Annotated in this window: 10 protein-coding genes; 5 read left to right on the top strand and 5 right to left on the bottom strand. The window is 70.3% G+C overall.

Features of this window, described 5'->3' with window-relative positions; genetic code table 11:
* Positions 1-13: 13 nt before the first annotated feature.
* Positions 14-1,849 carry a sulfite reductase subunit alpha gene (locus ACQG07_RS15490; RefSeq protein WP_426738727.1) on the top strand — a complete coding sequence of 612 codons (1,836 nt, stop codon included), beginning with the start codon at positions 14-16 and terminating at the stop codon, positions 1,847-1,849.
* Positions 1,850-1,908: 59 nt separating this feature from the next.
* Here ACQG07_RS15490 and ACQG07_RS15485 read toward each other — a convergent pair whose 3' ends face one another.
* Both ACQG07_RS15485 and ACQG07_RS15480 read right to left on the bottom strand, forming a co-directional pair.
* Positions 1,909-3,054: a 5-(carboxyamino)imidazole ribonucleotide synthase gene (locus ACQG07_RS15485; protein ID WP_159879431.1), complete on the bottom strand. Its 1,146-nt coding sequence runs from the start codon at positions 3,052-3,054 to the stop codon at positions 1,909-1,911.
* 129 nt (positions 3,055-3,183) lie between these two features.
* The gene (locus ACQG07_RS15480) at positions 3,184-3,741 is read right to left on the bottom strand and encodes a PH domain-containing protein (protein WP_231884331.1); all 558 of its coding nucleotides are present in this window, start codon (positions 3,739-3,741) and stop codon (positions 3,184-3,186) included.
* Between the two features lie 101 nt (positions 3,742-3,842).
* Here ACQG07_RS15480 and ACQG07_RS15475 point away from each other — a divergent pair, with 101 nt between their 5' ends.
* Positions 3,843-4,655 (top strand): EI24 domain-containing protein, encoded by an 813-nt coding sequence (locus ACQG07_RS15475; RefSeq protein WP_192006820.1) that lies wholly within the window; start codon positions 3,843-3,845, stop codon positions 4,653-4,655.
* On the opposite strand, the gene ACQG07_RS15470 is transcribed toward ACQG07_RS15475, so the two are convergent.
* Positions 4,639-5,430: a biotin--[acetyl-CoA-carboxylase] ligase gene (locus ACQG07_RS15470; protein ID WP_426738726.1), complete on the bottom strand. Its 792-nt coding sequence runs from the start codon at positions 5,428-5,430 to the stop codon at positions 4,639-4,641. The two genes, ACQG07_RS15475 and ACQG07_RS15470, sit on opposite strands and share 17 nt — an antisense overlap.
* Before the next feature lie 139 nt (positions 5,431-5,569).
* Here ACQG07_RS15470 and ACQG07_RS15465 point away from each other — a divergent pair, with 139 nt between their 5' ends.
* The 3 genes from ACQG07_RS15465 (at position 5,570) to ACQG07_RS15455 (ending at position 9,377) form a co-directional block, all read left to right on the top strand.
* On the top strand, positions 5,570-7,171 hold the full coding sequence (locus ACQG07_RS15465; RefSeq protein ID WP_071262519.1) for an acyl-CoA carboxylase subunit beta: 1,602 nt from the start codon (positions 5,570-5,572) through the stop codon (positions 7,169-7,171).
* Entirely contained in the window at positions 7,168-7,419 is a 252-nt protein-coding gene (locus ACQG07_RS15460) for an acyl-CoA carboxylase subunit epsilon (RefSeq protein ID WP_079707316.1), read from the top strand. Before ACQG07_RS15465 ends, ACQG07_RS15460 begins: the two co-directional genes overlap by 4 nt.
* Positions 7,420-8,105: 686 nt before the next feature.
* A complete protein-coding gene (locus ACQG07_RS15455; protein ID WP_426738725.1) occupies positions 8,106-9,377 on the top strand; it encodes a DUF222 domain-containing protein in 1,272 nt (423 codons plus the stop codon).
* A gap of 243 nt (positions 9,378-9,620) precedes the next feature.
* Here ACQG07_RS15455 and ACQG07_RS15450 read toward each other — a convergent pair whose 3' ends face one another.
* Positions 9,621-10,682 (bottom strand): hypothetical protein, encoded by a 1,062-nt coding sequence (locus ACQG07_RS15450; RefSeq protein WP_192006824.1) that lies wholly within the window; start codon positions 10,680-10,682, stop codon positions 9,621-9,623.
* Entirely contained in the window at positions 10,679-11,851 is a 1,173-nt protein-coding gene (locus tag ACQG07_RS15445) for a sensor histidine kinase (protein WP_229938989.1), read from the bottom strand. Before ACQG07_RS15445 ends, ACQG07_RS15450 begins: the two co-directional genes overlap by 4 nt.
* Between the last annotated feature and the right edge of the window lie 62 nt (positions 11,852-11,913).

The following is an 11,913-nucleotide window of genomic DNA, read 5'->3' as shown; positions in this document are numbered from 1 at the left end:
ACTGGAGGGGACGATGACCTCGACCCAGGCCCCGGCGGCCACCAGCACACCGAGCCCGGTGCTCTTCGAGGCGCTCGCCGCGCTCGGCAGCAGCGCAGACGACCCGTTCATCCCGGCTGACGCGCCCTTCAGCCCCGAGCAGCGGGTCTGGCTCGCCGGATTCCTGGCGGGGGTCCGCTCCAGCGCGATCGATGTCACCGACGCCGGTGGCCGGACACCGCAGCTCGCCCTGCACGTGCTCGTCGGCACGCAGACGGGCACCGCGGAGGCCATCGCAGAAGATCTCGGCCGAGCCGCCTCCGGCTACGGTGTGGCGGTGACGACGATCGGACTCGACGACGTCGAGGTGGACCGGCTCCCGGCGATGGGACACGTCGTCGTCATCACCTCCACCTATGGCGAAGGTGAGATGCCCGACAACGCCGAACTGTTCTGGGAGACGCTCCAAGCGAGCACCGCACCACGCCTCGACGGCCTGAAGTTCTCCGTGCTCGCGCTCGGCGACTCCGGATACGACGGGTTCTGCCAGGCGGGCAAACTCATCGACACGCGCCTGGAGCAGCTCGGCGCGGAACGCATCCTCGCCCGCGTGGACTGCGACGTCGACTACGAGGAGCCCGCCGCGGCGTGGACCACGCAGGCCCTGTCGCTCTTCGGCGCCCTCGCCCCGACGGACGCCGATGCCGCATCCACTCCCGCGCCGGCCGCCAAACCGGCGAAGAAGCCCGGCCGCACGCGTTCACCGTGGACCCGCAAGACGCCGTACGGCGCGACCCTCGCCGTCAACCGCGTCCTCTCCGGGCCGGCCTCGTCGAAGGAGATCCGACACTACGAGTTCGACCTTGCCGACAGCGGCATCGAGTACGCGGCGGGCGACGCCCTCGGCGTCATGCCGAGCAACGACCCGGCGCTGGTCGATGCCATCATCGCCGAACTGGATGCGACCGCCGACGAGTCGGTCGACGGCTCGACCCTGGCGGACCGGCTCACCCACGGGTTCGAGATCCGGACCCCTTCGAAGGACCTCGTGGCCGAGCTCGCCGACCGCGCGCCCGACTCGGAACTCGCCGGCATCCTGGCGCTCGCCCAGGCGGAGACGCTCGACTCCTGGCTGCGCGAACGGGACATCCTGGACCTCCTGCGCTCCACGTCCGTGCGGTTCGACGCCGAGTCGCTGCTCGACGTCCTGCGTCCCCTCCAGCACCGCGCCTACTCGATCTCGTCCAGCCCGCTGGCTGCCGACGGGCGGGTGCACCTCACCGTGGCGAGCGTCCGCTACGCCGTCGGTGACCGGGCCCACGGGGGCGTCGCGTCGACGCACCTCGCCGACCGGGTCGCCGAGGGCGGGACGAGCGGGATCTTCGTCTCGGCCAACGCCGGCTTCCGGGTGCCGTCGGACGACGATGCGCCGCTCATCATGGTCGGCCCGGGAACCGGGATCGCGCCGTTCCGCTCGTTCCTGCAAGAGCGCCGCGAGCGCGGGGCCACCGGTCGGAACTGGCTGTTCTTCGGCGACCAGCACCGGGCGCACGACTTCATCTACGAGGACGAACTGGGTGAGCTGCTCACCGGAGGGGTGCTCGACCGCCTCGACCTCGCGTTCTCCCGCGATCAGCGCGAGAAGGTGTACGTCCAGACGCGGATGCGCGAGAACGGCAAGGAGCTCTATGCCTGGCTGGAGGAGGGCGGACACTTCGCCGTGTGCGGTGACGCCTCACGGATGGCGAAGGACGTCGACCAGGCGCTGCACGAGCTCATCGCCGAGCACGGCGGGCGTTCGACGGAGGCCGCGGCCGAGTACGTGCACGCGCTGAAGCGCGAGAAGCGCTACATCCGCGACGTGTACTGAGCCACACCTCGACCGGTCCCCGAGCACCCCACGCGGTCCCTGAGCATGTCGAAGGGCGGTCAGGCGTTCTCGGCGCCGAGCAGCGCTGCGGCGGCACGTGCCTCGTACACGACGTCGTCGAGGTCGTCGCCCGCGACGTTGACGTGGCCGACCTTGCGCCCGGGGCGCGGGTCCTTCCCGTAGTTGTGCACCTTCGCCACCGGGTGCGCACCGAGGACCTGCGGGTAGCGGTCGTCGAGCGTCCCCTCGGCAGGCCCGCCGAGCACGTTCACCATGACGGTCCAATCGCGGTGGCAGCCCGTCGAGCCGAGGGGCAGGTCGAGGACGGCGCGCAGGTGCTGCTCGAACTGGCTCGTGACGCTGCCGTCCTGCGTCCAGTGCCCACTGTTGTGCGGACGCATGGCGAGTTCGTTGATGAGCAGGCGGTCGTCGTCGGTCTCGAACAGTTCGACGGCCAGGACGCCCGTCACCCCGAGCGCGGTCGCGACGGTCACGGCGATCTCCTCCGCGGTGTCGGCGAGCCGACCAGCCGAGCCGGGCGCCGGAGCGATGACCTCGCTGCACACCCCACCGAGCTGCACGGTCTCGACGACGCGCCATGGCACCACCTCGCCGGACGGGCGCCGGGCGACGAGCTGGGCGAGCTCGCGCCGGAACGACACCAGCTCCTCGACGAGCAGTGCTCCGCCGTTGGCGTCCTCGGAGAGCGCCGTGAACCAGTCGTCGACCTCGTTCGGTCCATGGACGACACGGACGCCCTTGCCGTCGTAGCCACCACGTGGCGTCTTCACGACGCCCTTCCCACCGTGCTCGGCGAGGAAGGCGGCAAGCTCCTCCTGATCGTGCACGCGCGCCCAGTCGGGCACCGGCAGTCCGAGCTCCGTCAGGCGTTCGCGCATGAGCAGCTTGTCCTGGGCGACGGCGAGCGCGTCCGGTCCCGGGTGCACCTGCACACCGGCGTCGACGAGTGCCCGCAGGACGTGCTGCGGCACGTGCTCGTGGTCGAAGGTGATGACATCGACCGTCTCGGCGAAGGCGAGCACCGTGTCGGCGTCGCGGTAGTCGCCCACCTCGACGGTGGCGAGCCGGGCGGACATGCCCTCCTGCTCGGCGAGCACGCGGATGTCGAGCCCGAGGTTCACGGCCGCAGGCACCATCATCCTGGCCAGCTGACCGCCGCCGATCACTCCGACGCGAATGCTCATGGGTTCACTCCAGCTCTCCGGCGACCGGCCGGCGGGTCTCGTTTCGGCAGGCGGGACGGGCGGATCCGGAGGCGGATCGGCGGGTGCCCCGACTGGAACATCGTACCGGCCGGGCGCGCCCCGCACCGGTCAGCGTCGGACCGGTGGCTGCTGCATCGGAGGCGGTGCTGCCGGGTACGGCGCGGCGATGCTCTGGTTCTCCGCGACGAGCTCGTGCAGGGCGTTCTGGACGAGGACCGCACCGGGCACGTCCCTCAGGACGACCGGCACCTCGCCACCGCTCGTCACCCGGACGTTGCCGCTCCCGAAGGCGCTCTGCACCCAACTCTTGTGCACCGTGATGCCGTAGCCGCGGGCGTGGTAGAGCTCCTGGCGCGTCCGCACGAAGAACCCGCGACGGACGATCAGTCGGCGGGTCGTGATCACGTAGCGGACCGACAGCCAGGCGATGAACGGCAGGACGCAGGCGACCAGCACGATCACCCCGCCGCCGATCAGGACGGCCCAGTTCTGCCACTCGAGGTCGAACGAGCCGAAGAAGTACGCACCGGCGCCGCTCACCGCGATGAGCAGGAGGGCGGGGAGCAGGAGCCGCCGGGCATGCGGACGCAGGCGTGCGACCACACGTTCGGTCGCCGCCGCGGGAGGAGCCGGCCTGCCCGGCCCCGTCATACCGGGATCAGCCATACTCCCATTCTTAGCAGTCGCGGGAACCCGCCGCCTGCTCCCACCCCGCCCGTCGGCGATCCCGAACATCCGTGCATCGGCCGCCCGGCTAGCATGAAGGCGTGAAACCGGCCGAGAGCACCGCACCGACGGCGCAGCACCCCGGCGTGGTCGGGTCGTTCCTCGAGGGGATCGGCATCCTCTTCGGCGGGTTCCGCCTCTGGGGCACCTCGCCGAAGCGCATGCTGCTCGGCATGGTCCCCGCCGCGATCGTGGGCGTCGTGTTCATCGCGTTGCTCGTCCTCCTCGGCGTCAATGCCGCCACGATCGTCGACTGGGCGACACCGTTCGCCGACACCTGGGACGAGCCGTACCGCTCGTCCATCCGGGTGGCCGCCGCGGTGGCGTTGGTGGCCGTCGCCGTCGTGGTGATGCTGTACGCCTACGCCGCAGCGACGCTCCTCGTCGGCGATCCCTTCTACGAGCGGATCTGGGCCGACGTCGAACGCACCCTCGGCGACGCTCCTCCGGAGTCGGGTGAGTCCGCCTGGCGCGGACTCCTCACCGGTGTCACCCGGGCACTCGGCCTGCTCCTGCTCACCATCCCGACGGCGGCCGTCCTCTTCCTCCTCGGCTTCGTCCCGGTGATCGGCCAGACGGTGGTCCCGGTGCTCGGGCTCGCCGTGAGCGGTTGGTTCCTCGCCCTCGAACTGACGGGCTACGCGTTCGACGCGAGGGGGTTGTCGTTGCGCGACCGCCGCCAGGTCCTCGCCAGGAGACGCGCCCGCACCCTGGGCTTCGGGATGACGGTCGCGGTCCTCTTCCTCGTGCCGGTCCTGTCCGTGCTGGTCATGCCGGCAGCCGTCTCCGGCGCGACGGTGCTCGCACGCCGGTCCCTCAGCGAACAGGCGGGAACGCTCAGCGCACGTGCGTGACGTCGCCGGCCGCCACTGCGACCGGCGCACCACCCTCGGTCGGTCGGACGACGAGCCGCCCGTCGGCGTCGATCCGCTCGGCCGTCCCGGTCAGGACGTCGCCGCCGGGGAGTTCCACCCGCACCGAGCTGTCCAATGTCACGCATCGCTCGGTGACCGCAGCTCGGAGCCCGCTGGCCTCGGCGTCACCGGACGCCGCCAGGTAGGCGTCGTACAGCGTGCTGAACGCACGCAGGTAGCCGACGAGGACGGTGTCCGGGTCAGGATCGGCGAGGCCGGCGAGCGCGAGCGAGGTGGACCGGTCGGTCGGCAGTTCCTCGGCACGCTGACGGAGGTTGACGCCGGTCCCGAGGATCACCGCGTCCCCACTCGGCAGCAGCTCGGCGAGGATACCGGACACCTTCCGGCCGCCGATGAGGACGTCGTTCGGCCACTTCACGTCGGCGGGCACCCCGAGCTCCCGCAGCGATTCCGCGAGCGCCGCACCCGCGAGGAGCGGGAGCCAGCCGTAGGCCTGCAGCGGGAGCGGATCACCCGAGGGAGTGACCGGCCGCAGCAGGACCGACACGGCGAGCGATGTGCCGGGCGGCACGGTCCACACGCGACCGAGGCGACCGCGTCCACCGCGCTGGTCGTCGGTGAGGACCACCGAGCGGTCCGGCCACGCGTCGCCACCGTCCTCGCGCACGCGTCGGGCGAGTTCGTCGTTGGTGGAGCCGGCGTGGCCGAGGATCTCGAGGCGTGGCACGAGGGCGGCGGTGAGGGGCAGATCCATGGCACAACCCTACTGAGGCCGGTCGTCCGCGCCCGCGTCGCCCACCGGCATGCTTGGACGATGCCGACAACGGATCGGCGCGCCGCTTGTACCCGATCGTCAACGGGTCGGCCGGGGGACCACCGGGTAAGGTGAAAGCGTGACCGACGAAACCACCTCCGGCCCTGACCTGTACACGACGGCCGGGAAGCTCGCCGACCTCAAGAACCGCTATCACGAGGCCGTGACGGCGAGCGGCGAAGCCGCCATCGAGAAGCAGCACAAGAAGGGCAAGCTCACCGCGCGGGAGCGCATCGAGCAGCTGCTCGACCACGGCAGCTTCGTCGAACTCGACGAGTTCGTGCGGCACCGCACGACCGCCTTCGGCATGGACCGCTCACGGCCGTACGGCGATGCCGTCGTCACCGGCACCGGCACCATCCACGGCCGCCAGGTCGCCGTGTACTCGCAGGACTTCACCATCTTCGGCGGTTCGCTCGGCGAGGTCGCCGGCGACAAGATCATCAAGATCATGGACCTCGCATTGAAGACGGGCGTCCCGATCATCGGCATGCTCGACTCCGGCGGCGCGCGCATCCAGGAGGGCGTCGTCGCGCTCGGCAAGTACGGCGAGATCTTCCGACGCAACACGCAGGCCTCCGGGGTCATCCCGCAGATCTCCATCATCATGGGTCCGGCGGCCGGCGGCGCCGTCTACTCCCCCGCGCTCACCGACTTCGTCATCATGGTCGACAAGACGAGCCAGATGTTCGTCACAGGCCCCGACGTGATCAAGACCGTCACGGGCGAGGACGTCGGCATGGAGGAGCTGGGCGGCGGGTACACGCACAACACCCGCTCGGGCGTCGCCCACTACCTCGCGAGCGACGAGCCGGACGCCCTCGACTACGCCCGCACCCTCGTCGGCTTCCTGCCCGACAACAACCTGTCCGAGGCCACGGTCTTCGACGTCGAGGTGGAGCTCGAGACGACGGACGAGGACCGCCGACTCAACACCCTCATCCCCGACTCGCCGAACCAGCCCTACGACGTGAAGACCGTCATCGAGCACGTCGTCGACGACGCCGACTTCCTCGAGGTCCAGCCGCTCTTCGCGCCGAACATCGTCATCGGTTTCGCGCGCGTCGAGGGACGGTCGGTCGGCGTCATCGCCAACCAGCCCTCCCAGATGGCCGGGACGCTCAACATCGAAGCGGGCGAGAAGGCGAGTCGGTTCGTCCGGTTCTGCGACGCGTTCAGCATCCCGATCCTCACCCTGGTCGACGTCCCCGGCTACCTGCCCGGCACCGACCAGGAGTGGACCGGCGTCATCCGCCGCGGCGCGAAGCTCCTCTACGCCTACGCCGAGGCCACGGTGCCCCTGGTGACCGTCATCCTGCGGAAGGCCTACGGCGGCGCCTACATCGTCATGGGCTCGAAGCAGCTCGGGGCCGACATCAACCTCGCCTGGCCCACGGCCGAGATCGCGGTCATGGGTGGGCAGGGTGCCGTCAACATCCTGTACCGCGGCGAGATCAAGCGGGCCGAGGAGGCCGGCGAGGACGTCGCCGCCGTGCGCACGCGCCTCGCGAACGAGTACACCTACAACGTGGCGAGCCCGTTCCTGGCCGCCGAGCGCGGCGAGCTGGACGGCGTCATCGAGCCGGCTGCCACGCGGGTCTCGGTCATCAAGGCGCTCCGTGCACTCCGGACGAAGCGTGCGAGCCTGCCCGCCAAGAAGCACGGGAACATCCCGCTGTGAGCACCGGCACCGAGCCGAGCACGACCGAGCCGTCGTCGATCGATCTCCGGATCGAGCGCGGTACCCCCACCGATGAGGAGCTCGCGGCACTCACCGCGGTGCTGAGCGTGGCGATCGCCGAACAGGCGCTGCGCGACGCCGACACCGCCCCGGCACCTCGCGTCCCGTCGACGTGGGAGCGGACGAGGCGGAACCTCCGCACGGGGATCACCGTGGGCCCAGGACACTGGCGCGCGTTCACGGGCTGAGCCGTCTCGACGGAGGACTCACGCCGGTTGCCCCTCGCGGCGCGCGGTGCTGTCCCCCATTCGTGTCCTCCATAGTGCCGACTGTTGGGGGTACCCCTGATGGAGGATCATCATTCTCGAAAGTTGCGTCTCATCGAGACCACTTCACCAGCTCCTGCTCCATCTAGGGTAAGCGGGCAGGAGTTCGGGGGCGGGTCAGAGCGGTATTCGGGTTACCGCTCTGACCCACGAACGTCACGGAGGGCCAGCATCGGGTGCTGGCCCTCCTTTCGTTCGTCCAGGACCAGGCACTTCGACAGGCTCAGTCGCGGGGAGCGGTTCGCTCGGATGCGTCCGGCTCATGCGCTCGTCGAAGGGCGCACGAGGAACCTCCCGCTCCGGTGATCCCCTCCCGGTCCCTGAGCAACCTCCTCCGGTCCCTGAGCAACCCCCTCCGGTCCCTGAGCTTGTCGAAGGGCACACGAAGAAGCATCCACAACCGGCGACGCCCCACCGGTCCCTCAGCAACCCCCGCCGGTCCCTGAGCCTGTCGAAGGGCACACGAGGAACCTCCCGCTCCGGTGATCCTCTTCCGGTCCTGAGCAACCTTCTCCGGTCCCTGAGCTTGTCGAAGGGCACACGAGCAACTTCCACAACCGGGCTGACTCAGCATCTGGAATGTCAGTGGTTCATGATGGACTTGTTCCATGACCGAGACCACCCTCACCGCGATCCGCGCGAGCGACGAGCACGCCGCGCGCCTCGCGGAGTTCTCGGACCACTACGCGGACATCCAGCGGCGGCGTGCGGCTCTGGACGCCGAGGAGGCCCGGCTCCTCGCCCGCTCTGCCGCCTACGCGGACGCCTTCGCAGACGTCACGGTCCCGGCGATCTTCCCGCCTGCCGAGCGGCAGGCGCTCTCCCGCCGGTCGACCTGCGCAGCCCTCGCGATGGCGACGCGCACGCCCGAGCAGACGGTCCAGCGGGCGACGAACGACGCCGAGCGCCTCGTGAACGACGCACCCGCCGTGCTCGCGTCCCTCGAGGCCGGCCGCATCTCAGCGCGGCACGCGCAGACGATCATCGATCAACTCAGTGACGTGCCGACCGCGGGGCGGGCGGTGTTCCTCACTGAGGTCCTGGCGGTTGCGGAAGAGTCCACCAACGCGAACCTCCGCAGGCGCGCCCGCGTCTTGCGCGAGCGCCTTCACCCCGAGTCCATTACCGCACGCGCCCGGCGGTCCGAGGCGGACCGCCGGGTGGAGTTCGAGCCGGCAGCGGACGGCATGGCGTGGGTACACCTGTTCACCACCGCGCCCATCGCGCAAGGCCTCGCGGAGCGGGTCGAAGCGGCTGCCGCGGAGTCACGCAAGGCCGGTGACACTCGCACGTGCGCCCAACTGCAGGCCGACGCCCTCGCGGCGCTCGCACTCACCGGCGTCACGCCTGACGACGTGGCGTCGAGCCCAGTGCTCCCGCACCCCATCGAGGGCCAGGAACACATCAAGCCGACCGTGCAGATCACCGTCCCGGCGCTCAGTATGGCCGGCGTCAGCGACGCACCGGCCATGCTGGACGGGTACGGCCCCATCGACCCGGAGACCGCCGCACGCATCGCGGTGAACGCACCCAGCTTCACCCGGATCCTCGTCCAGCCAGAGACGGGTGCGGTACTCTCCGTCGGGCGCAGCCAGTACCGGGTCCCGGCCGACCTGCAACGCGCGGTCCGCCTCCGGGACGGCACCTGTCGGGCACCAGGCTGCGGGAGGCGGGCCAGGTCTTGCGATCTCGACCATTCGGTCGCGTGGGAGGACGGCGGCACCACAGATGTCGGCAATCTCGCCTGCCTCTGCCGACATCACCACCGGATGAAGCATCTGCCCGGATGGAACCTCGACCACGGGCCCGGCGGGGCGCTCGAGTGGACTACACCTGACGGGAAGCGCCATCGGACGGAACCGGACCCCGCGCCGTTCTGACCGCTGCCTGTCCCTGAGCTGCGTCGCACTGAGCTTGTCGACGTGTCGAAGGGGTTCTCGTGGGCACTTCGACAGGCTCAGTGACCGGGAGAGGTTCACCGGGAACGATTCGGTCCCTGAGCCTGTCGAAGGGCACTCAGGTCGCGCCGGTTCTGTGGACGGCGGCGGTCCACCCGGAGTAGCTCCGGTCCCTGAGCAATGCCGCACAGGGCCTGTCGAAGGGTGTTGCACCGTCGAAGCGGTTCAGTCCTCGTCGGACACGCCGACCGCGCCCACGCCGGCACGGGAGCCGTCGCGCGGGATCTCGAGCCAGACGTCGAGTTCCTCGTCGTCGTCGTCCGGACCCGCAGCGACGCCCGGTTCGCGCTGCACCGCGCGCAGGCCGACCACGGTCACCGCGACGCGCTCGTCGTCCGGGACGCTCCGCACGATGAGGCGGGTGGCGTGCGAGGCGGCGAGCGTTTCGGCGATCTGCTCGTGGATCGCGTCGAGGACGCCGGCGTCCAGCTCCTCGAGGCCACCTTCGTCCAGCATGTTCACGATCGCTCCGCGCCGCCGCGCCGCGAGCACCTCGGACCGGACCGGGTCGCTCAGGAGGTGACGCCCGCGGATCTCGTCGCGGAGACTGGCCTCCAGCGTGCGGCACTCCGTGCGATCGGCCACGGAGAGCCTGCCGCCGTTGGCGATGATCGTGCGGAGCATCGGGGTCGCCAGGCGGCCCGTCTGACTGAGGCGTCGCCGCCGCTCGTGCACGTGCGCGTACTGCGCCGCCTGCCAGTCCGAGGTCGCATGCTCCGCCTGCGTGAGGCGCTCGGCGTCATGCTGCGCCCCGGCGATCGATCGGGTGAGCACACTCGCGAGGACGACCCAGATGAGGCTGCCCGTGACACCCATCCCGAGCGCCAGTCCCGGACCCGCCCAGAGGAGCGACTGGACCGTGAGGAAGACGATCCCGATGTAGGCGACCGCCTCCCGCTGCCGGACCACGGTGATCGTCATCAGTGTCCCGATCGACGCGACGTGCCAGGTGGCGTACCCGTTGTTCCGCGTGGGGTCGAGCTGGCTGGTCACGAGCAACGGGACGATGATCGCGGTCGCGAGGTTGATGCTCGCGAGCCACGACGGCATGCGCGTCGTGCCCATCGGCCAGAGACTCAGGACGCTCGCGACGGCGTAGACGAGCATCGCGATGAGGACCGGGACGACGTCGCGGGGTGTCTCGAGCGTCAGCGCCGCACGGAGCAGGTGGTACGCCGAGAACAGGGCGGCGAGGATGACGAGGGCGTACCGCGGTGCCGGGGTCACGAGCCGTGCTCCGGAGACCACTCGATGCGGATGACGGCACCCTCACCCGGACGGGAGATCACCGTCGAGCGGCCGCCGACCGCGGCGACGCGCTCGACGATCGAGACCTTCAGCCCGAGGCGCTCCTCGGCGACCTGCTCGGGGCAGAACCCGACGCCGTCGTCACCGACGATGACGCAGACGCCGCCGGAGACCGTGCCCTCGATCGACAGGCTCCGTGCAGCTCCCGAACCCGCATGCTCGACGCTGTTGACCATCGCCTGCACCGTCGCCCAGTAGACCGCATTCGCGACCGTGACGGGCAGGACCCGGCCGGAGGCCCCCTCGACCGTGACGGAGAACGGTTCACCGAGCATCGACGCGGCCGCACGCAGCCGTTCGATGAGCTCGGCGAGCCCGGTGACCTCGTCCTCGTTCGTCATCGGCGCTCCGACGCCCTCGAGTTGCTCGATCGCGACCCGCGCCATCATGACGGCGAGCGCCTCCGACTTCGGGGTCAGCGCCCGATCCGCGGCGAGCAGGGAGGCGAGGACGCTGTCGTGGACGATCGAGTCGACCTCCACGCGCTCCACCTCCGTGGCGTGCTGCTTGACGGCCGCGTCGTAGGTGGCGAGGGCGGCCGCCCTCGCGGTGTCGACCCGACCGGCCAGCACGCGGAACAGCCCGACGAGCACGACGATGAGCCCACCGATGATCGTCGCGTAGGACGCGTCGAGCGCCCCGATCTCGAAGGACGCGGGCGCGAAGTCCGCGTCGATCACGCGGTTGACCCCGTACATGACCGAGGTCACCACGAGGTACACGATGGCACCCCGCAACTGCAGCGGGATGCAGGCGAACGCGACGGCGATCGTGCAGAGGTACCAGATCCACGGTTCCTGGTTGATGTCCGCCGACGCCTGCGCGTTCACCGCGGGCCAGATGAGGAGGGCCACGAAGAACACGGCGGCGAAGACGCCGGAGGCGATGCGGTGGTGCCACAGGAAGAAGCAGCAGATGATGGCGCCGAACATCGTCCCGAAGACGAGGGAGACGTAGAGCACGCCGAACCAGCCGGTGATCTGGACACCCTGCCCCAGCGTGGTGAACGCGGTCTGCAGTCCGAAGACGAGTCCGATGATGGCGACCGAACGGCCGAGGAGGCGTTCGAAGTTCGCGGTGTTCAGCATCCGGCGCTGAACCTGGGCATCTTTCGTGGTCGCGGGGATCGCGGGATGCCTGGTCGGTGCCC

This window comes from Plantibacter sp. 2H11-2 (genome assembly GCF_050031945.1).
In the GTDB taxonomy this organism is placed as follows: domain Bacteria; phylum Actinomycetota; class Actinomycetes; order Actinomycetales; family Microbacteriaceae; genus Plantibacter; species Plantibacter auratus.
Note: the sequence above shows the minus strand (reverse complement) of the source record. Positions and strands in the feature narration are given on the sequence as shown.

Excerpts from the sequence above, each read along its gene's own strand:
- ACQG07_RS15445 (WP_229938989.1), bottom strand. The coding sequence starts at position 11,851 with ATGCTGAACACCGCGAACTTCGAACGCCTCCTCGGCCGTTCGGTCGCC.
- ACQG07_RS15480 (WP_231884331.1), bottom strand. The coding sequence starts at position 3,741 with ATGGCTGATCCCGGTATGACGGGGCCGGGCAGGCCGGCTCCTCCCGCG.
- ACQG07_RS15485 (WP_159879431.1), bottom strand. The coding sequence starts at position 3,054 with ATGAGCATTCGCGTCGGAGTGATCGGCGGCGGTCAGCTGGCCAGGATG.
- ACQG07_RS15470 (WP_426738726.1), bottom strand. The coding sequence starts at position 5,430 with ATGGATCTGCCCCTCACCGCCGCCCTCGTGCCACGCCTCGAGATCCTC.
- ACQG07_RS15490 (WP_426738727.1), top strand. The coding sequence starts at position 14 with ATGACCTCGACCCAGGCCCCGGCGGCCACCAGCACACCGAGCCCGGTG.
- ACQG07_RS15455 (WP_426738725.1), top strand. The coding sequence starts at position 8,106 with ATGACCGAGACCACCCTCACCGCGATCCGCGCGAGCGACGAGCACGCC.